General features: G+C 52.6%; 20 protein-coding genes. 15 read left to right on the plus strand and 5 right to left on the minus strand.

Annotated features, from left to right (window positions below):
* Positions 1-28: 28 nt before the first annotated feature.
* From EPV75_RS11760 to EPV75_RS11785, 6 genes are all read left to right on the plus strand, one after another.
* Positions 29-1,102: an iron-containing alcohol dehydrogenase family protein gene (locus EPV75_RS11760; RefSeq protein WP_029939128.1), complete on the plus strand. Its 1,074-nt coding sequence runs from the start codon at positions 29-31 to the stop codon at positions 1,100-1,102.
* Positions 1,103-1,164: 62 nt separating this feature from the next.
* Positions 1,165-1,911, plus strand: coding sequence for a 3-deoxy-manno-octulosonate cytidylyltransferase (kdsB, locus tag EPV75_RS11765; RefSeq protein WP_128385520.1), 747 nt, complete (start codon positions 1,165-1,167; stop codon positions 1,909-1,911).
* A 32-nt stretch (positions 1,912-1,943) separates the two neighbouring features.
* Complete coding sequence (locus EPV75_RS11770) at positions 1,944-3,185, plus strand: 3-deoxy-D-manno-octulosonic acid transferase (RefSeq protein ID WP_128385521.1); 1,242 nt, start codon at positions 1,944-1,946, stop codon at positions 3,183-3,185.
* Between the two features lie 87 nt (positions 3,186-3,272).
* Positions 3,273-3,497 (plus strand): DNA-directed RNA polymerase subunit omega, encoded by a 225-nt coding sequence (gene rpoZ, locus EPV75_RS11775; protein WP_029939131.1) that lies wholly within the window; start codon positions 3,273-3,275, stop codon positions 3,495-3,497.
* A 24-nt stretch (positions 3,498-3,521) separates the two neighbouring features.
* Positions 3,522-5,684 (plus strand): RelA/SpoT family protein, encoded by a 2,163-nt coding sequence (locus EPV75_RS11780; protein ID WP_127119081.1) that lies wholly within the window; start codon positions 3,522-3,524, stop codon positions 5,682-5,684.
* Between the two features lie 290 nt (positions 5,685-5,974).
* Positions 5,975-7,972, plus strand: a complete 1,998-nt coding sequence (locus EPV75_RS11785; protein ID WP_128385522.1) for a cache domain-containing protein — start codon at positions 5,975-5,977, stop codon at positions 7,970-7,972.
* Positions 7,973-8,058: 86 nt separating this feature from the next.
* Here EPV75_RS11785 and EPV75_RS11790 read toward each other — a convergent pair whose 3' ends face one another.
* Genes EPV75_RS11790 through EPV75_RS11805 form a run of 4 tightly spaced genes read right to left on the minus strand, consistent with a single transcriptional unit; the run spans position 8,059 to position 12,004 of the window.
* Positions 8,059-8,928: a metal ABC transporter permease gene (locus EPV75_RS11790; RefSeq protein WP_128385523.1), complete on the minus strand. Its 870-nt coding sequence runs from the start codon at positions 8,926-8,928 to the stop codon at positions 8,059-8,061.
* Positions 8,925-10,331 carry a metal ABC transporter permease gene (locus EPV75_RS11795; RefSeq protein WP_128385524.1) on the minus strand — a complete coding sequence of 469 codons (1,407 nt, stop codon included), beginning with the start codon at positions 10,329-10,331 and terminating at the stop codon, positions 8,925-8,927. Before EPV75_RS11795 ends, EPV75_RS11790 begins: the two co-directional genes overlap by 4 nt.
* On the minus strand, positions 10,321-11,121 hold the full coding sequence (locus EPV75_RS11800) for a metal ABC transporter ATP-binding protein (protein ID WP_128385525.1): 801 nt from the start codon (positions 11,119-11,121) through the stop codon (positions 10,321-10,323). The genes EPV75_RS11795 and EPV75_RS11800 overlap by 11 nt, the downstream gene beginning before the upstream one ends.
* A gap of 1 nt (position 11,122) precedes the next feature.
* Positions 11,123-12,004: a metal ABC transporter solute-binding protein, Zn/Mn family gene (locus EPV75_RS11805; protein ID WP_225972336.1), complete on the minus strand. Its 882-nt coding sequence runs from the start codon at positions 12,002-12,004 to the stop codon at positions 11,123-11,125.
* 256 nt (positions 12,005-12,260) lie between these two features.
* Here EPV75_RS11805 and EPV75_RS11810 point away from each other — a divergent pair, with 256 nt between their 5' ends.
* Both EPV75_RS11810 and amt read left to right on the plus strand, forming a co-directional pair.
* Positions 12,261-12,647, plus strand: a complete 387-nt coding sequence (locus EPV75_RS11810; protein WP_029939138.1) for a RidA family protein — start codon at positions 12,261-12,263, stop codon at positions 12,645-12,647.
* A 241-nt stretch (positions 12,648-12,888) separates the two neighbouring features.
* The gene (gene amt, locus EPV75_RS11815) at positions 12,889-14,724 is read left to right on the plus strand and encodes an ammonium transporter (RefSeq protein WP_128385526.1); all 1,836 of its coding nucleotides are present in this window, start codon (positions 12,889-12,891) and stop codon (positions 14,722-14,724) included.
* Between the two features lie 41 nt (positions 14,725-14,765).
* On the opposite strand, the gene EPV75_RS11820 is transcribed toward amt, so the two are convergent.
* On the minus strand, positions 14,766-15,362 hold the full coding sequence (locus EPV75_RS11820) for a histidine phosphatase family protein (protein WP_192893995.1): 597 nt from the start codon (positions 15,360-15,362) through the stop codon (positions 14,766-14,768).
* Between the two features lie 217 nt (positions 15,363-15,579).
* On the opposite strand from EPV75_RS11820, the gene zigA reads away from it, so the two are divergent.
* The 7 genes from zigA to EPV75_RS11855 are packed head-to-tail and all read left to right on the plus strand — an operon-like array spanning position 15,580 to position 20,975.
* Positions 15,580-16,782 (plus strand): zinc metallochaperone GTPase ZigA, encoded by a 1,203-nt coding sequence (gene zigA / locus EPV75_RS11825; RefSeq protein ID WP_128385528.1) that lies wholly within the window; start codon positions 15,580-15,582, stop codon positions 16,780-16,782.
* A gap of 12 nt (positions 16,783-16,794) precedes the next feature.
* The gene (locus EPV75_RS11830) at positions 16,795-17,259 is read left to right on the plus strand and encodes a Fur family transcriptional regulator (protein ID WP_192893996.1); all 465 of its coding nucleotides are present in this window, start codon (positions 16,795-16,797) and stop codon (positions 17,257-17,259) included.
* Positions 17,260-17,262: 3 nt separating this feature from the next.
* Positions 17,263-17,823, plus strand: a complete 561-nt coding sequence (locus EPV75_RS11835) for an LbetaH domain-containing protein (RefSeq protein ID WP_128385530.1) — start codon at positions 17,263-17,265, stop codon at positions 17,821-17,823.
* 28 nt (positions 17,824-17,851) lie between these two features.
* Complete coding sequence (locus EPV75_RS11840) at positions 17,852-18,421, plus strand: ZrgA family zinc uptake protein (protein WP_128385531.1); 570 nt, start codon at positions 17,852-17,854, stop codon at positions 18,419-18,421.
* Positions 18,422-18,442: 21 nt separating this feature from the next.
* A complete protein-coding gene (locus EPV75_RS11845; RefSeq protein WP_128385532.1) occupies positions 18,443-19,147 on the plus strand; it encodes an ABC transporter ATP-binding protein in 705 nt (234 codons plus the stop codon).
* Positions 19,144-20,397: an ABC transporter permease gene (locus tag EPV75_RS11850; RefSeq protein ID WP_128385533.1), complete on the plus strand. Its 1,254-nt coding sequence runs from the start codon at positions 19,144-19,146 to the stop codon at positions 20,395-20,397. Before EPV75_RS11845 ends, EPV75_RS11850 begins: the two co-directional genes overlap by 4 nt.
* Positions 20,394-20,975 carry a DUF3299 domain-containing protein gene (locus EPV75_RS11855; protein WP_192893997.1) on the plus strand — a complete coding sequence of 194 codons (582 nt, stop codon included), beginning with the start codon at positions 20,394-20,396 and terminating at the stop codon, positions 20,973-20,975. The genes EPV75_RS11850 and EPV75_RS11855 overlap by 4 nt, the downstream gene beginning before the upstream one ends.
* The last annotated feature ends 58 nt before the right edge of the window (positions 20,976-21,033 follow it).

Genomic DNA, 21,033 nt, shown 5'->3' on the forward strand with positions numbered 1-21,033 from the left:
AACACGAATTATCAACAGGAATAACCCAATGAAACATCGCAACTTTAAAACCGTGCCCAGAATGATTTTCGGACGCGGCTCCTTCGATCAACTGGATGACGTTTTGATGGAAGAACGCCAAAATGCCGACGACTATGTGGTTTTTTTGGTGGACGAAGTTCACAAAGACAAACCTCTTAAAGACCGTATCCCGAATCAATCGCATGACCTGGTAATCTGGCTGGACGTCACCGACGAACCGAAAACCACTTATGTCGATGCACTGACCGAACAAGTTCAGGCATTCGGCAACGGTAAAGACCCGGTCAGCGTCGTTGGGATCGGCGGCGGTTCCTCCATGGACATCGCTAAAGCCGTGGCTCTGCTGCTGACAAACCCGGGCGGTGCCGTGAAATACCAAGGTTGGGATTTGATCCAAAACCCGGCCATTCACCACATCGGTATCCCAACCATTTCCGGTACCGGTGCCGAAGCGTCTCGCACCACGGTTTTGACCGGGCCTGACAAAAAACTGGGCATGAACTCCGATTACACGGTTTTCGACCAGATCATCATGGATCCGGACCTGGTCGCCGGCGTACCAAAAGACCAATGGTTCTACACCGGTATGGATTGCTACATCCACAATGTCGAAGCTTTGAACGGCACTTACATCAACGAATTTGCCCGTGCTTTCGGTGAAAAATCATCCGACCTGTGCGACGAAGTGTTCTTGAAGGACCACCCGGAAGCCGACGAAAAATTGATGATGGCTTCCTACATGGGCGGCCAATCCATTGCTTACAGCCAGGTAGGCGCCTGTCACGCCCTGTCTTACGGTTTGGCGTATGTATTGGGCTACCATCACGGAATCGGTAACTGCATCGTCTTCAACGTATTGGACGACTTCTACCCGGAAGGCGTGAAAATCTTCCGCCAAATGATGGAAAAACACAACATCAACTTGCCGACCGGCATTTGTCAGGACCTTTCCGACGAACAAATGGACAAGATGATTCAGGTCGCATCCGGCTTGGCACCGCTTTGGGACAATGTCTACGGCCCGAACTGGAAAGAAAAAGTCACACCGGAATTGTTACGTTCCCTTTACCTGAAAATGTAAAACCTGTCGCCTAACAGGCCCGACTCCATGCGAGCGGGCCGATTCAAGGACACGAATTCTCTATGAAAACCTATGTTTTTATTCCGGCCCGTTACGGCTCGTCTCGTCTACCCGGCAAGCCATTAAAACTCATTAACGGCCAACCCATGATTCAACACGTTTTCGAGCGTATTTCGAAAGCGCGCGGCATCGAAGCCGTATACGTCGCCACCGATGATGAACGCATCAAAACGGTTGTGGAAGGGTTTGGCGGCCAAGTTGTCATGACGCCACCAGAGGCCGAATCGGGCACGGACCGTATCGCCCAAGCCGCCAAAGAGATCGGGTTAAGCGATGACGACTTGATTGTCAATGTGCAGGGCGACCAACCGCTGGTCAACCAAGGGTCGATTGAAGCGGTCATCGCGCCGTTCAAAGCCGCGGACTACGACGGCTCCTTCGAAATGAGTACTTTGTCTTTCAAAATTGTCAACGAGGCCGAAATCACCAGCCCGAAAGACGTCAAACTCGTCACCGACGTCAATGGGTTTGCACTGTATTTTTCACGCGCCACCATCCCGCATGGTCGCGACTACTGGGACCACGACTCTTTCAAACACCTGGGCGTTTACGCTTACACCAAACGGTTTGTCGATACCTTCAACACCTTACCGATGGGACGTTTGGAGGACATCGAAAAGCTGGAGCAATTACGCGCGCTCGAATTCGGTCATAAAATCAAAGTGGTAGAAAGCCAATGGGATTCACCAGAAGTGGACTTGCCCGGCGATATCGAAATCATGGAAGCTCTGCTCAACGCCGGCCATTAAAGCCCGTTGTTGCACCCAAAGATGATTCCAAGATGCTGTACCAACTTCTGATTCGCCTGCTCAGCCCGCTGGTTTTCCTGATTACGGTCCTGGAAGCCACCAAACGTCACGGTGGCTGGCGTTATTTTGCACAGCGGCTGGGCCTCTCATCACCTCGCTCCTCGGAACCGGGCAGCCTTTGGATTCATTGCGCATCGGTCGGCGAAGTCAAAGCGGCGGAAGCGCTGATTTGGCGCTTACAGCCAGACGAAAACCTGCTCGTCACCACCAATACCCCCACTGGCGCACAATTGGTCGAAAACCTGTTCCATCAAACCGTACGACATCATTATCTTCCACTGGACTATCCTTACGCCATCCGCCGATTTTTAAACAAACAACGACCGCACGCCCTCTGGGTGGTGGAAACCGAAATCTGGCCCAACCTATACCGCCTGACTCACCAGGCAGGCATTCCCATCCAACTGGTTAATGCTCGCCTATCGGTCAAAACCCTCAATAGTCCGGCTTGGCTGAAACGCCTCTATCGTGAAACGCTCGGCTATGTCCAAAATATTTATGCCCGTAATACTTCAGAAGCGGAACGCTTTCGCTCACTGGGTGCCGACGCCGACAAACTCCATGTTCTCGGCAACTTGAAGTACGCCGGATTAACATCGCAAACAGACTACCCCAATCCCATTAAAAAAGCGTCAAGCGCACATTCGGACTATGTGCTCGCCGCTTCCACGCATGCCGGAGAAGAAGAAGCATTGGTCCAACTCTGGCAAACATTACAACGCCCGGAACTGCTGGTCATCGTTCCCAGACACCCGAAGCGCCGCAACCACATTTTAAAAGCACTGACCGCAAACCGGTCACAACTCGCAGTACTGAGTTTAAACGAACCCATCACGACAAACACCCGGTTTTACCTTTACGACAAAATTGGTGCCCTGATGCCGCTCTATCAACATGCCAAACTGGTGATTATGGGCGGAGGCTTCGCCCCCAAAGGCGGACACAATGTACTGGAACCGGCGTCAGTGAAAGCCTGTATTTTGACCGGGCCTGACATGTCGGATTTTGAAGAGGAGACGCAAGAACTTCTCGATTACAACGGCTTAATTCAATTGACCCAACTGGATGATCTATACCAGGCTCTGCCGCCACTATTAGACGACGCCGACAAACGCCAGACAATGGGCCAAGCCGCTTTTGACGTCATTCAACAAAAAAGTCACATTCTCGACGACTATTTAGCCCACCTTCGCCCCGCCAATCGGGACAAATAATCCCTCTTATTCTTAATACTTATTGAAAGTCACCGAGGTTATTCGGTAAAATAATAATTTACTGAATTTTAAGGAAGAATACCGCTCATGGCACGCGTTACTGTAGAAGATTGTTTAGATCAAGTTGAAAACCGTTTTGAACTGGTCATTTTAGGCGCCAAACGTGCGCGTCAATTGTCCAACGGCGCCGAGCCGACTTTGGATTGGGACAAAGACAAGCCAACGGTCATGGCCCTGCGCGAATTGGCGGAAAACACCATCAATAAAGACGTGGTTATGTCCGACCCAGATACACCGCCATACTTCGGTTAATCCACAGGAGCCCCTTTATTATTTATGCCCACCCCAACTTCACTTGACGGCTTAATTGAGAAAGCATCGGTCTATCTCAAAAAAAAACACCTGAAACAACTCCGAGCCGCATTTGAATTTGGGGCGGAAGCCCACCAAGGGCAAACCCGTAAATCGGGTGGCGATTATATCTGGCACCCAGTGGCGGTCGCCGAAATCCTTGCGGAAATCCAGCTGGATCACGAAAGCTTGATTGCCGCCATCCTGCACGACGTCATTGAAGACACCCCCTTCACCAAACAAGACATTATTGATCGTTTCGGCGAAAACGTCGCGGAAATCGTCGACGGCGTCACCAAACTCGGGAAACTCGAATTCGACAACCCCCAGGAAGCACAAGCGGAAAACTTCCGCAAAATGGTACTGGCGATGGCCCGTGACATTCGGGTCATCCTCATCAAACTGGCCGACCGTCTCCATAATATGCGCACGCTCGGCGTCATGCGCCCGGACAAACAACGCCGCATCGCCCGCGAAACCTTGGAAATCTATGCCCCTATCGCCGCTCGCTTAGGCATCAACGCCATTCGAATCGAGCTTGAAGACTTGGGTTTCAAAGCCATGCACCCTTTCCGCTTCGCCGTGCTGGAAAACGCCGTGAAAAAAGCCCGCGGAAATCGCGCGGAAATCGTCGAACAAATCAACGAAGCCATTACGCAACGACTGCAGGAAGACAATATTCCCGCCCACGTCATCGGCCGGGAAAAGCACTTATACAGCCTCTACAAAAAAATGAAGTATAAGCAGCTGAGTTTTGACGAAATTCTCGATATTTTCGCCTTCCGGGTCGTGGTCAACAGCGCCGACGAATGCTATCGAGTACTTGGTTCCGTACACTCGCTTTACAAACCCTTTCCAGGCCGCTTCAAGGATTACATTGCCATCCCCAAAGCCAATGGCTACCAATCATTGCACACGGTGTTATTCGGTCCCTTCGGCGCCTACATTGAAATCCAGATCCGCACCAATGAGATGCATGAAGTATCCGAGCATGGCATTGCCGCCCATTGGGTGTATAAACAGAGCCTGGACGACGAACATGAAACCCACGGCGAACGCCCGCTTTCCGCCGTGGAAGTACGCGCTCAGGAATGGGTTAAGAACCTGCTGGAAATCCAGCAAGGGGCCGGGAACTCTCTGGACTTTTTGGAAAACGTCAAAATCGACCTGTTCCCGAATGTCATTTACGTCTTTACCCCAAAAGGCGACATCATCACACTCCCAGCCGGCGCGACCGCCGTGGATTTCGCCTACGCGGTTCACACCAATATCGGTCACGCCACCGTTGGCTGCCGTGTGGACAAAAAACTGATTCCATTACGCACCCATCTGGAAAGCGGTCAAACCGTAGAAATCATCCGCAGCAAGGAGCTGCAGCCGAACCCGTCCTGGCTGCATTTTGTCACCACGGCGAAAGCACGTTCGCAAATTCGTGCTTTTTTGAAAAACCAACAATCCGAATCGGCCCAAGCACTGGGGCAACGCTTACTGGAAAAAGGCCTGCGTAACTTCAATATGTCCTATAACGGCTTGACCGATGCCATCCGCGAAGGCATCGTCATTGAACTGAAACTGGAAAGCTGGGACCACTTATTGGAAGAAATCGGGCTTGGCAAACGCCTTGCCAAACTGGTTGCCAAACAAATTCACGACGTGGTACTCGGAAAAGAAGACTCGGTGTTACGCCATCCGGAACCTGACCAATCCATGCAACCCTTGGTCATTACCGGCACCGAAGGCATGGCCGTGAATTACGCCGGTTGCTGTCATCCGATTCCCGGCGATGAAATCATCGGCTTCATCAGTGCGGAAAAAGGGCTGGTGATTCACCGTCAGGAATGCAAAAACGTCAAACACTTCAAAAACCATCCTGAAAAATGGCTGGATGTGAACTGGGAAGAAAACATCACCCAGACCTTTGACGTGGAATTGCAGCTTGAAGTCCACAACCGTCGTGGGGCGCTGGCGACGATTGCCAGCAACATCGCGGAAATGAAGACCGACATCGACCGCGTGCGCTCCGAAGACAAGGATGAAACCTATAGTTTGATGAATATCGTCATTCGCGTACACACCCGCAAGCACTTGGCGGACGTCATGCGCAAACTCAAACGCCTTTCCATCGTCGAAAAAATCCAACGCCTCTAAAACCATACTCAAAGAAAGGTTAAGTTAAGTAATTTAACGAAGCTTTCACGCACCAAAACAAATCAATTCTCACCTGAAAAAGTGCTCCACTTCCGTAACATAACCTTCTGAAAAACCGTTCAAAATCGTACCTAACGCTTGTTTTAAAAACAAAACCATAACATGGCATTATTACTGCTTAAACTTCAGTAAATAATTATATATTGACCAACCACTTCAAACACATAACAAACGGTTGGCAACCCGATTCGATCTGAACGAATAGATTTAAAAATTATGGAACGTAACTCATGCAAGAACTTAAGCAATACACTCAGTATCTGCCGGAAGTAAAGCGCTATCTGGGCGAACTGGAACACCAGGATCTCTGGTGGACGACCGTGGCCATGGTCGGAAAAATAAACAATGAAAACATCGACCCGCAGCTGCTGGAATCGATTGTCGACACCCAAAAAGAATTCCAAAGCCTGCGCAACATGATGATTGAGGCCCTGGTCAGCCGTTACCTGAACCAAGCCAACAGCGAAATCGTACTGAAATCCCAGGCCACGATCGACATCTTGATTCGAAATCTGTTCGAACGAACCGCTGACGTAGGCTTTCTCGCCACCGACGACGATCTGGTCGACTTCCTCGCCAACCCGGAAACCACTGAAAACGACGCCGATTTTATCCACCGCCGGATTGAAGAGTACGTTGCTAAATACAGCGTCTACGACGACATTCTCTTACTGGACACCCGCGGTCAAGTTCGCGCCAAGCTCAATCCAAACAACCCGGTCACCATGAGTCGCGATCCGATTATCCAGGAAGCCTTGACCACCAACGAACCCTATACCGAGGTGTATCGTCATTCGGATTTATTTCCAAACAAACCGAAAAGTTTGATTTACGCCAAACGCATCGAAGCGACGGTGAGCGGGGAAAGCCAAACCGTCGGTGTCCTGTGCTTGAGCTTTGAGTTCGACGAAGAAATGGAATCCATCTTCCCCAAACTGAGCAGTGCGGAAGAAGGCTATGAAATCATGATTCTGGACGACCAGGGCAGTGTCATCGCCACCAACAACCCGGTCATTCATCCGCTGGACAAAAAATTTCCGGTCCCGGAACAGATGCGCACTCCCAAAGGCGATGACAAAGGCTTGAATTACATCACTCAAACCCACGGCTACCAAGGCTTCAAGGGACTACCATGGTTCTGCTACACTCACGCGGCGCATTCCGTCGCCTTTGCCAGCAGCAAAACCACCGAAGACCTGGGCGTGACCATCAATGAAGAATCGCCGATTTACCTCCGAGATCTCGATGAGACCAACTTGAAAGTCAGCACCTTGCTACTGATCGTGATTCTCAACGGCAAAATCACCTCGCTGAAAAAAGACGTGAAATCCTTTTTGCCGGTACTCGACAGTTTCCAGGACATCAGCCGTGACATCCAAGCCATTTTCAGCGACTTCATTCACCATATTCACACCGTTTTGGTGGAAACCATTCAGAACAAGGTCAAATTCAGCGCCACCCTGGCCATCGAAATCATGGACCGAAACCTGTATGAGCGGGCCAACGACTGCCGCTGGTGGGCACTGAACAGCACCTTCCGAAAGGTTTTGACGGATCACCAAGACCAGACTCCGATCGAGGAAGAAGAAACCGAGACGTTGACCGACATCCTCCAGTACATCAACCAGCTTTACACCGTCTACACCAACATTATGCTGTATGACCGCAAAGGCAAGATTCTCGCCGTTTCCAATCCGGCGGAAGCCCATCTTATCGGCACGATTTTACCTCAGCCGCAAGACACTTCCGCCTGCCTGGGCATTCAGGACACCCAAGCCTATGTAGTCTCCGACTTCCATAAAACCGAACTCTACAATGGCCGTTACACCTACATTTACCACGCCGCCGTCAAACACTGGCACAGCGAGCATAAAAACGTCGGCGGCATCGCACTGGTGTTCGACAGTGAGCCGGAATTCCTCGCCATGCTGGAAGACACCAAGCCGAAATACATCAACAAGACCGTCGACGAATCGACCTTCTGTCTGTTCACCACCCCGGACGGCGAAATCATTGCCAGCACCACGGACACTTACCCGGTCGGCACGCAAATCACCCTGCCAGACAAGGTCAAACACAGTGCCAACGGCGATTCCGGTTCTTTGCGCTGGGACATTGGCGAGTGCAAATACATTATGGGATACAAGATGTCGGAAGGTTACCGGGAATACAAGAACGGTGACGGTTACACCAACAACGTATTGTCACTGGTCTTTACCGGCATTTAAAGCCAAACCCGGTTCCAAACCGGAAACCAGGACGACTACTGAAAATCGCCAGGCCTGCTAACGAGCAGGCTTTTTCATATCCGAGGTCAGGCGCGGACCAAACGGCCTTGACGACGTGTTTTCAAAACTTGCAAAACCAACACCGTCGTCATCAACAACAGTCCGGCCATCACCGCAATCGACGCCGCAATCGAACTGTCCAACCAGACGGCCACCGCATAGCCTGCCAGCACGGAAAGCTGTGCATAGCCGGCCGCCAGCCACAGCATGCCTTTTAAGGACTTGGCCAACAAATAAGCCGCACTGGCCGGAATCACCAACAAGGCCACCACCAGAATCGCCCCCACCGCGTCGAAAGACGCCACTGTCGTCAACGACACCATCGTCATCAACAGATAATGCCAGAACACCACATTCACACCTAGGGATACCGCCAGCGCCGGATGGAACGCCACCAGCTTAAAACGTTCAAAACCAATCAACACCATCAACAGATTCAACAGGAACACCCCCAGAATCAACCAAAAAGCGCGCGGCCCAATATCGGACTCTCCCCAAACAACCGTATCAAACGGTACAAAAGCGATTTCGCCGTAAAGCACACATTCTTGATCCAAATCCACCTGACCGGCGTACACCGAAATCAAAATCACCCCGACGGCAAAAAACCAAGTGAAGATAATGCCGATGCTGGCATCGGTCTGTAACTTACTGACCCGATGCAAGGTGTTGGACAGCCAAGCCGTCAACAATCCGATGACCGTCGCACCAATCATCATCGCCACCACCGAGCGGCTGCCAACGGCCAAATACGCCAATACGATACCCAGCAAGACCGAATGACTGATGGCATCCCCCAACAAACTCATGCGGCGCAATACCAGAAAAACGCCCACCATCGAACAACTGACCGCCACCAGACTCGCCGTGGCCAGAATCCAAATATCCCCCATCATGATTCAGCCCCTTTCTGCTCCGACGCAACCTGCACCGCCGGGATCCGTCGTCCATGCGGGTCTTTCAATGAACCTTTCTGATCGCTTTGTAACTCCCGCTCCAAAGCCCGCGTCTCCTCGTCCGTCAATAAATGTTCGATCTGCTCGGCCTGAGAATGCACCCGATCCGGCGTCAAGTCCAACTGCTCAGTCAAATAGTTTTCCCACAGGCGATGACGACGTGTCAACGCCACGGCCCGTTCCACACCCTCCGGTGAAAGGGCCACGGCCCGCACCGTATCCGTCGCGGTCAACCACCCCAGTTTTTTCATTCTCGCCAGGGTCTCTTTCAATTCCGCCAACGGCATGGTGCGCAACGCCAAAATATCTTCTTCAGCAAACGGTAAGTCCAGCGCCAAAGCGTTTTGGGCATGATGGCTATTGGCGGGATGACGCTCATTCAATACATACAAGGTACGCAGCACATTTTCGTCACACACCTGGCGGCGCAGCCGACGCTGCTTCAACACACTGGAAATCAGACCGCGTTGCGGGGCGAACAGAAATGACACCGCAAACACCAACGACAAGACCACCACCATCCAAGGCCCGGTCGGCATCGCCGGAGCCATATAGGAAATATTGGCACTGAACAGCCCGCTGAGTCCGCCGATAAACCCGGCGGTCAGCAACATCACCGACAGACTGTGCCCCCAAAAACGGGCCGCCGCCACCGGCGTCAGCAAGACCGCCGCCATCAACACCACTCCGACAATCTGCAAACCGATGACCACCGACATCACAATCAGCAACGCCAACACCAGCTCGTAAAACGCGATGTTCAACCCCAACGATTGGGCATAGGTTCGGTTAAAGGCAATCAAACGGAATTTTTGGAAGAAAACCGCCACGGTCAGCAACACCACCAACGCCACCGCCGACAACAGATAAATATCACTCGGCAGCATTGCCGCCGCCTGCCCAAACAGAATTTTGTCCAGGCCTGACTTGCCCGCCACTTCCATGCCTTGAATGTATGACAACTCCATCAAGCCCAGTGCGAAGAAAAACGACAAGGTAATCGCCATGGCCGCATCCGGTTTGATTTTAGTGTGCTTGGGAATCCAATCCATCAGAAATAAACCGAGAAAACTGCTGATCAGAGCACCGAAAAACATCAACAACGGTGTATGGGCATGAAACAGAATAAAGGCCGTCATCACGCCGGGCAAAGCGGCATGTGCCAAGGCATCGCCCATCAAGGAGCGCTTGCGTAAAAAGGCAAATCCGCCAATCACCGACGCACTGATGCCCAGCAAAATCGAGCCAACCATTACCCAAACGGCGTTGGCGTCTTCGAACCGCCAGAACTCCAGAAACAGCGCCCAGTAATCCGGCGAATAAGCGACAAAATCACTCGTCATCGTGCACCTTATCCAGATTGGAACGATAAAGCTTTTCGGTCATTTCGCTCAACAGCGACAGGCGGCCACCGTAGGTTTTATTGAGGTTTTCCGGCGTCATCACGTCTTGCACCGGGCCGGCCGCCACCAAACGTGCATTCACCAGCAACACCCAATCGAAATAATCACCCACGGTATTCAAGTCGTGATGCACGCAAACAATGGTTTTGTTCTGGGATTTCAGTTCGTGGAACAATTCAATAATCGCTTTTTCGGTGGTGACATCCACCCCGGCAAAAGGTTCGTCCATCAGGTACAGGCTGGCTTTTTGCGCCAAGGCGCGCGCCAGAAACACCCGCTGCTGCTGACCGCCGGACAATTGACTGATTTGACGATCTTTGAAATCCAACATGCTGACCCGCGCCAACGCCTGCTCGGCAATCATCACGTCGTCGCGCGATGGACGCTGCCAGAACTTCAAGTGGCCGTGCCGCCCCATCAACACCACATCCATGACATTAATCGGAAAATCCCAATCCGACTCCTCGCGCTGCGGCACATAGGCCACCGACAACTGCTTCTGCTTCAACGGCTGCCCGAAAAAACGCACTTGTCCGCTCATCAAGGGCTCCAAGCCCATAATGCCTTTCAGCAAAGTGGACTTGCCCGCTCCGTTCGGCCCGACGATGGCGATGTTCTGGCCTTCCGGAATGGCGAAGCTGACATCCGTCAACACCGGTTTATACTGATAACGCATGCTGAGCTGGTTGACGATCAGCGGCGGATTTTCAATGGTTTTCCAAGCGTCCATATTATTTCAAGGCCCCAACAATGGTATTCACATTATGTTTCACCATACCGATATAGGTGCCCTCCGGCGTACCGGACAAGCCCATGGCGTCGGAATAGAGTTCGCCGCCAATGGCGAGATGGCCATCGGCTTCATTCACACCCGCCACCAACGATTTCAGGAATTTTTTCGGCACACTCGATTCCACAAACACCGCTTTGATATGACGCTCCAGAATCAAATCCTTCAAACGTTTGATGTCATGCAACCCAAACTCCGTGGCGGTACTGATACCCTGCAGCCCTCGCACTTCCATGCCGTAGGCGCGCCCGAAATACCCGAAAGCATCGTGCGCGGTAATCAAAACCCGCTGTCCGGCCGGAATCGTCTGCACCTGGTCTTTCACCCAAGCATTCAAATCCGCCAACTGTTGCAAATACACCTTGGCATTCTGGCGATAAAAATCCTGATTGGCCGGATCGTGCTGGATTAATTTTTCCAACACCAAACGACCGGCCTGCTCCCACAGACTGACATCAAACCAAACGTGCGGATCCGGTGCCTGTCCGAAGTGCAAAATCGCGTCCTTTGGAAATTCCGATGTCACCGCATAAACCGGCTTTTTCCGCGCCAGTTTTTCAAAGACTTCCTGCATTTTGCCTTCCAGGTGTAAGCCATTGAAAAAAATCACATCGGCTCGTTGCAGTCGCCGCAAATCACCATGGGTGGCTTTATACAAGTGCGGATCAACCCCCGCACCCATTAAGGCGGTCATCGTCACTTTATCCTGCCCAATATTGGTCACCAAGTCACCGATCATGCCGGTGGTCACCACCACATTCAAAGGCTTGGCCTGCACCTGAAGCGCCATAAAACCGATGCACACCAAGATCAATTTGCTCAAATACGTCTTCACAATATTTTTCTCATCTTATTGAAAACTTAGCCTAGGCTAATATTTTAAATACCCAAAGTATAGCATAAAGCAAGACACCCACAAAACCCTTTAAACAGCTTGAATGCCCATTACCAAAGCCGCCAGGCCTGGTCAAAACCGTTATAAGCTTTTGAGGCCGCCGCCGGTTTTCTCGTCGGTCACAGGTTCGACATTCTGTGCTAAAATCCAAACCACTGTTTACACATCCAACGAGGACACCACCATGCGAGAAATCATCGCCACCGACAAAGCTCCGCAAGCCATCGGCACTTATTCCCAGGCCGTCAAAGTCGACAACACCGTTTATCTTTCCGGTCAAATCGCTTTGATTCCCGACACCATGGAACTGAAAGAGGGTGAAATTTCCGAGCGCATCCATCAAGTCTTCAAAAACCTGTCAGCGGTTTGTGAAGCGGCGGGCGGCACCCTGCAAGACATCGTCAAACTGAATATTTTCCTGACCGACTTGAGTCACTTTGCCACCGTCAACGAAATCATGGCGCAGTATTTTGAACAACCTTATCCGGCCAGAGCCGCGGTCGGCGTCAAGGAACTGCCCAAAGGCACGGACGTCGAAATGGACGGCGTGATGATTTTATCCGCCTACTAAAGACGTAGAACCCTCCTAAAGCCCTAGACATCAGACGGAAATCGGCCTCAAACAAGTCGATTTCCGGGCACTTTCGCACTCAAAAAAAACAATACCACACCAAAAAAGCGCACTCCGACATCACATTTTTCAACCGGAAACCCGTTTTGTTTCAAACACTTTTATTTTATAAGCACATTTTAATAAAGGTATAAAATTTGCTTGTCAAAGATATTTACCCTGAGCGTAGGTATCGATAACGATGAGTGAACAACCGATTGATATTCTATGGGTTCTCATCAGCGCCGTTCTCGTCGCCATGATGCAACCTGGCTTTACCGCCCTTGAAGCTGGCGCCACCCGAACCAAAAACTCGATTTCGACCGCCATCAAAAATGTCAGTGACTTCCTGATCGCCTTTATGATTTTCGTCGTCATCGGTGCCAGCATTATGCTCGGCAGCAGCCAAAACGGCTGGATCGGCTGGGACAAGCTGTTCTTTTACGAAGACTCTTTATCCGGCCTAGTGCTGACTTTGTTCCACGCCATGTTCGCCTCCACGGCCGTCACCATCATTTCCGGTTCCATTGCCGAACGCACCAAATACACCTCTTACCTGATCATCGCCATCATCGTCTCCTTGTTCATTTACCCGGTTCAAGCACACTGGATTTGGAACAGCGACGGCTGGCTCGCTCAGATGGGGTTCATCGATTTCGCCGGTTCCACCGTGGTGCACTCGGTCGGCGGTTGGGCGGCTCTGGCCGCCATTTTGATTATCGGCCCGCGATTAGGCCGCTTTGAAAACAACGAACGGCCGTTTGAACAGGCCAACCTCGCTTACAGTGCCCTCGGCGTCTTTTTAATCTGGCTGGGGTGGATCGGCTTCAACGGCGGCAGTGTGCTGGCCTTGAATATCGAAACCGGGAAAGTGGTGCTGAACACCTTGATTGCGGGTGCGGTCGGCGGCATTGCCGGGCTCATCGTCAGCCGCCTGATGACCGGTTACTATCAGGTCATCGACATCATCAACGGCATTCTGGCCGGACTGGTGGCCATCACCGCCTGCGCTCATCTGGCCTCGCCATTCAGCGCCATGGTGGTCGGTGCCATCGGTTATCTGGCGTATTTAGTCGGCAAGATTCTACTCATCCGCTGGCGGATTGACGACGCCATCGAGGCCGTTCCGGTCCATTTATTTGCCGGCATCGCAGGCACCCTAGCCGTGGCGTTTCTGGTGGAGGAAGCGCTGTTCTGGCAGCAGTTCAAAACCCAAACCATCGGTATCTTTTTCGTAGGCCTCCTGACCTTCACGGTCACCTACATCATGCTGAAAATCATCAACCACTTTTACGCCTTGCGCGTCTCCGAAGCCAAAGAAATTCTCGGCTTAAACATCAGCGAGCACCAGGCTTCCACGTCCATGTTCGACTTGGCGCGTGCCATGAACGCCCAGGCCCAAGACCAGGATTTCAGCAAAAAAATCATGGTGGAACCTTATTCCGACGCCTCCCTGATTGCCACCTATTACAACCACGTGACCCAAGCCTTCAATCAATTGAACGACGAAAAAGAAGCACTGATCGAAGAGTCCTATCACATGGCCAACTATGACCAGTTGACCGGGTTGGCGAAACGCCGCCTGTTGGTGAACGAACTGTCACGCTCCATTCTACGGCTGGATCGCCAGGACCAGACCAATGCGATTCTGTTCATCGATCTGGACGGTTTCAAAGCCATCAATGACCAGTACGGTCATAATGCCGGCGATATCCTGCTGAAGGAAGCCGCCAACCGCATCCAAACCATTATCCGCAAAACCGATTTGGCCGCGCGTTTCGGTGGTGACGAATTTGTGATTCTGCTGGAAAACATTCAGAATGAAAGCTTCGCCGCCCAAGTTGCGGACAAGATCATCCACTCCATCAAACAGCCGATTCAACTGCCAAACGACGTCACCGGATGCGTGAATGCCTCCATTGGCCTCAAGGTCTTTGACGGCGGTTCGAAAAAGAACGTCGACGACATTTTGAACATGGCCGACAAAGCCATGTACGAAGCGAAACGCCGCGGCAAAGGACAGTGGGTGATTGCTTAACTATTTGGTCGGTCATTCTGGCCGACTGGGCCTGACGACCGTTAAGGCGCGACAGAATAACGCGCAATCAAATCAAAGACCGTATCGCCCGGCTCACTGCCCAGCGGTTCCAACACCGCCATTTCTCCCGGCTGCAATCGCTGGTAAATCAGCTCACCGATATTGGGGCGATGCGTGACCAGAATCAAATTTCCCTCACCGTTGAATTGACTGATCAATTGGCGCGTAACCTGCAAGTTCGCTTTCGCTTTCTCTTCCGGCAACGCCCGAATCAGGCGCAACTCGGGCATCACTTCAAATTCGCCAAAAGCCAAGCTCGCGGTGTCCTGGGTTCGGCAATGTGGGCTCGCCAGAACCTGATCGACTTGAATGCCGTGCGCTCGAAACTCTTCACCGATCTTCTTTGCCTGCGCCTTACCATCTTCATTTAAATTGCGTTCACTGAAACAACTGCTGTCCAACAAAAACGCATCGCCGAACTCGCGGTCAATTTGCGCATGCCGAATCAACACCACTTTTCCGCCTTCTTGCAACGCCGCCCAGAAATCGTCACCAGAGCCCTCGGCCCAACTCGCCGCCCCGAACAAACTCCAGACCCACACACTGCCGAACACCCATGCTTTCCATACCCGTTTCATGGCTTTTCCTCCGTTTTTCATCATCATACGCGGTTGACCATGCCGGATTTTGAAAAAAATAAGGTTTACGCCCGATGGCACAAACCCACCAGGCCTGGTGGTTTTCCGCCTTCCAGTGACGCCATCGAACCCACTGAAAAATAACGCTCAACAGGACTTGAAATTTATATGTTATGTTATAACATATCATTATTCATCCATTCGTGAGGACTCCGCCATGAAACAACTTCCCGTCACCGTGCTGTCCGGTTTTCTGGGCGCCGGTAAAACCACCCTGCTCAATCACATTCTGAACAACCGCCAGAATTTACGCGTCGCCGTCATCGTCAACGACATGAGCGAAATCAACATCGACGCCAGTTTGGTGGAAGGTGAAGTCAGCTTGAATCGTTCCGAAGAAAAAATGGTGGAAATGTCCAACGGCTGCATTTGCTGCACCTTACGTGAAGATTTACTTCTGGAAGTGTCCGCTCTGGCGAAGGCCGATAAATTCGATTATCTGGTCATCGAATCCACCGGCATCTCCGAACCGCTGCCGGTCGCTGAAACTTTCACCTTCGAAGACGAAAACGGCCTCTCCCTGTCGGACGTCGCACGGCTCGACACCATGGTCACGGTGGTGGACGGCGGCAATTTCCTCACCGATTTCCGTCAAGCCAAATCGTTGCAGGAAGCCGGGGAAAGCCTCGGGGACGAAGACGAACGCAGCGTTGCCGACCTCCTCATCGACCAAGTCGAATTCGCCGACGTGCTGCTCATCAGCAAAACCGATTTAATGACACACGACCAAATCGAAGAACTGCGCGCCATTCTGCATTCCCTGAATCCGCAAGCCGACATCCACACCTTGCAACACGGAAAGATTCCGCTCGAAACGGTACTCAACACCCAAAAATTCAATTTCGAAAAGGCCCAACAAGCGCCGGGCTGGTTGCAGGAAATGCGCGGCGAACACGTGCCGGAAACCGAAGAATACGGCATCGGCAGTTTCACCTTCACCGCCCGCAAACCGTTTCACCCGGTCAAGTTCCACCGTTTTCTGACCCAGCCTTGGCCAACGGGCAAACTCATCCGCTCCAAAGGGTATTTCTGGCTCGCCAGCCAACCGCAAATGGCGGGTATTTGGAGCCAAGCCGGCGGTATCGCCCACCATCACTGGGCCGGGATGTTCTGGAAAGCCGTGCCGGAAGACCGCTGGCCGGACGATCAGGAATCCCGCGACTTCATTCGCTCCAAATGGGTGGAACCTTTCGGCGACATGCGCCAGGAATTGGTATTCATCGGACAAGGTTTGGATGAACACGCCACTCGAAAACAGTTAGAATCCTGTTTATTGACCGATGAAGAACTTTACGCCGGCGTGACTTATTGGACACAAATGGACGACCCTTTTGCCGAATCCGCCGCGCCGAATGCTTGATAGGAGATGGCCATGACCGATATCGACGCACGCTTGAAACTCGCCCACGAAACCTGCCAAGCCAACGGCCAGCGCTTGACGGCGATTCGTGAAAAGGTGTTGCGCTTGCTGCTGGAAGCCGACAAACCCATGAGCGCTTACGAACTGCTGGAGCAGTACAAACTTGACGAACAAAGCGGCACCCAGCCGATGACCATTTACCGCGCCCTGAGCTTTTTGGAAGCGCAATCGCTGATTCACCGCCTGGCCTCGACGCGCCAATACGTGGCGTGCCACCATGCGCATGAAAAAGCCCCCCACAGCGAGCTCACCCAGTTTTTGATGTGCGACCACTGCGGCGGCATTGAAGAAACGCCTCTATCCGATGTGCTATGGCAGGCGATTCAAGCCAATGCCGAACTCACCCACTTTCACATCGACCAACCCAGCCTAGAAATTCACGGCACCTGCCGCACCTGCCAGCAACACGGAGCCTGATTCATGATTCGACACAACCCCAGCGGCGATTTGCCGCAAATTCATCCATCCGCCTTTGTGGACCCGACCGCGATTCTGTGCGGTAAAATCGTCGTGGCCGAAAACGTTTTCATCGGCCCTTACGCCGTTATCCGCGCCGACGAAGTCAATGAACAAGGCCAGATGGATCCCATCGTCATCGGCGCCCACTCCAACATTCAGGACGGCGTGGTCATTCACTCCAAAGCGGGGGCCGCCGTCACCATCGGGGAACGCACCTCCATCGCTCACCGCTCGATCATTCACGGCCCTTGCCAAATCGGTTCCGGCGTTTTCATCGGTTTCAACAGCGTGCTGTTCAATTGCGCCGTGGCCGACGAAGTGGTGGTGCGCCATAATTCCGTGGTTGACGGCTGCGACTTGCCGCACGGCTTCTATGTGCCGTCCACCGCACACATCGACCGTCACACTGATTTAAGCCTTTTCCCGGCCAAAACCGCTACACTGTCGGAGTTTTCCGAATCGGTCGTTCAGGCCAATAACCAATTGGTCAGCGGCTACAAAGCCATTCAAAACGAATTTTAAACACGGTTACCTTATCGAAGGAAATGACATGACACTTCGCCCGCTCACGCTTCTAATCTGTGCCGTCCCCGGTCTGCTCGCGGCCAATGTTCAAGCCGAAACCCATGCCGCCCACGAACACGGCGTGGCCGAACTCAATCTCGCCCAAGTGGAATCGGACATCCTATTGGAAATCAACAGCCCGGCGCATAATGTCTTCGGCTTTGAACATCCGCCGCATTCCGAAACGGAAAAAGACATGATCAAACAACGGCTTCAACAAATCAAAACCGAACCGCTGGTGACCTTTAATCCAGAAGCAAACTGTCAGCAACAGTCGGCGCTTATTGACAACCCATTCCACGCCAAGCATGAGCATGAGCATGAGCATGAGCATGAGCATGAGCATGAGCATGAAAAGTCTGGCCACACCCATAAAGATGTCCACATCGAATACACTTACCGTTGCCAAAATCCGCAGGCGCTGTCCTCCCTAGATTTGCAAAATCTTTTCCAACACTGGCCACAACTGGAAACGGTTCGCGCGCAATGGCTGCTCAGTGACCAGCAATCCGGCGGCACCTTATCGCGCAAGCAACCGAGCATTTCATTCAAATAACCGTCATCGAGTCGTTCCGCCATGCATGCATCCGCCGTGATTGAAATCGAACAGCTTCGCTATCGCTGGCCCGGCCAAGTGCAAGACACTCTGAACCTGCCTGAACTCCATGTCCGACGTGGCGAACACCTGTTCATCAAAGGGCCGAGCGGCAGCGGCAAAACCACTTTACTGAATTTGCTGGCGGGCGTGTTCACCGCCCAAAGCGGGCATTTAAACGTGCTGGGCACCGAGCTGGCCAGTTTATCGGCCCTGCAACGCGACCGGTTTCGCGGCGACCATCTCGGCGTCATTTTCCAACAATTCAACTTGCTGCCCTATTTGACCACTCTGGACAATATTCTGTTACCGCTGAGTTTTTCCAAACACCGCCGTCAACAGGAACCCGACCCGCAACACCAGGCGCAGGCCTGGTTAAAATTACTGCAACTGCCGGACAACATCCTGGCCCAGCCCGTCAACCGTCTCAGCATCGGCCAGCAACAGCGTGTCGCCATTGCCCGTGCATTGATGGGACGGCCGGAACTGATTATCGCCGACGAACCGACCTCCGCTTTGGACGCCGACAATCGCGACCGTTTCATTGACTGGCTGTTCGCCGCGGCAGAGCAATCCGGTGCCACGCTCGTATTCGTCAGCCACGACGCCCATTTGGCACAACACTTCCAACAGGAAATCGACCTGGCCCAACTCAATCAAGCCAGTGTTTCGGAGGCGGCGTCATGACCTTGCTGTCTCTTGCCCTCAAAAGCGCCTGGAACCGCAAAGGCAGTTTATTGCTGGCAATGTTTTCCATCACCATCAGCGTGGTGTTGCTGCTCGGCGTGGACACCTTGCGCAAGGAAACCAAAAACAGTTTCCTCAACACCTTGTCGCAAACCGACCTGATTGTCGGCGCTCGCAGCGGCCCGGTGAACCTGCTGCTTTACAGCGTATTCCACATCGGCAACGCCACCAACAACATCGACTACCAAACCTATTTAACACTCCAAAAGATGCCGGAGGTTGCCTGGGCCGTGCCCTTGTCGTTGGGCGATTCGCATCGCGGTTTTCGGGTCATCGGCACCTTGCCGAGCTTTTACCAACATTATCGTTACGGTGAGGAACAACCGCTCGCTTTCCAGAAAGGGCAGGCCTTCTCGGACTTATACGACGTGGTGCTCGGCGCGAAAGTCGCCCAGAAATACGGTTACCGACTCGGCGACCGCATCGTGTTGTCGCACGGCTTGTCTTCCGGACGCTTAGCGCCGCAGCACAACGACAAACCCTTTACCGTCAGCGGCATTCTTGCACCGACCGGCACGCCGGTAGACAACAGTTTACAAGTCTCGCTCGACGCCATCGAAGCCATCCACATCGACTGGCGTGGCGGCATGCAATCGCCGTTGAAGATATCCGCCGACCGGGCACGCAAGCTCATCGTGGAACCGGAAGCCATCACCGCAGTACTGGTCGGTTTGAAAAACAAACTCACCACTTTCAAAATGCAACGTCGTCTCAATGAATTTAAAGACGAACCGCTGCTGGCGATTCTGCCGGGCAGCACGCTGGCCAGCTTATGGCAAATCATGGCACCGTTTGAACGCGGATTGCTGGCAATTGCCAGCATGGTGTTGCTGGCAGGCCTGGTGGGAATGCTGATTACCTTGCTCAGCACGCTCAAGGAACGTCAACATGAAATCGCCGTGCTACGCGCCATCGGCATTCACGGTTACGACGTGCTGCTGCTGTTCGCTTTCGAAGCGCTGTTCATCCTGATACTCGGCACCCTGTTTGGCATCGTATTGCTTTACGGCGGCCTGGCCTGGCTGGCGCCGTATCTGGCGGAGCATTACGGTCTCTTTATCCAATTGCCTTGGCCCGACACCCAGCAATGGCTGTTTATCGGCTTGGCCTGGTTGCTGGGCGTGCTTATCAGCTTGATTCCGGGTATCATGGCGTATCGAACCAGTTTAACCAAAGGACTCAGCCGTTGACGACTCAACCCGCGTGGCTCAAAGCCGTTATAACGATTGTTTTCCCCGCTTTTTTATGGGCGCTGGTCGCTTCGGTGGCCGTCGCCGAAGAACCTCGTAAAATCAAGTGGAGCGATTTGATTCCGGAAGGCTATGAACCGGAAAAACTGTTGCAGGCCTACGAAGACGACATCAACCGGCTCAACGATCTGCCAGACAACAGCCCGGAAGGCATAGCGATTTTAGAAAAACTGCAGGACGTCATCGCCAACTCCCCCGTGAATGAAAAACTGGATGGCCAAACCATTGCGCTGGCCGGCTTCATTGCCCCGCTAGCGATTAAAAACGGTACCGTCACCCGCTTTTTGTTTGTGCCTTATTTCGGCGCCTGCATCCACGTTCCCGCCCCGCCGGTGAACCAGACCATTCTGGTTGACACTGCGCCGGGACAAGGAATCCAGCTGCATCAGGTGGATTTTCCATTTCTCGTCACCGGCAAGTTGACCTTGCAGCACACCCAAACCGACATCGGTTCGGCCGGCTATCATTTAATCGATGCCCACACCGAACAATACAAAGACGAAGTCTGGCTGGAATAAATTCGGTTCCAAATGTTAAAAACGCCCAGGCCTGGGTGTTTTTGCGGAATTTTTGCTA

Origin of the sequence: Hydrogenovibrio thermophilus (assembly GCF_004028275.1) — a bacterium.
In the GTDB taxonomy this organism is placed as follows: Bacteria; Pseudomonadota; Gammaproteobacteria; order Thiomicrospirales; family Thiomicrospiraceae; genus Hydrogenovibrio; species Hydrogenovibrio thermophilus.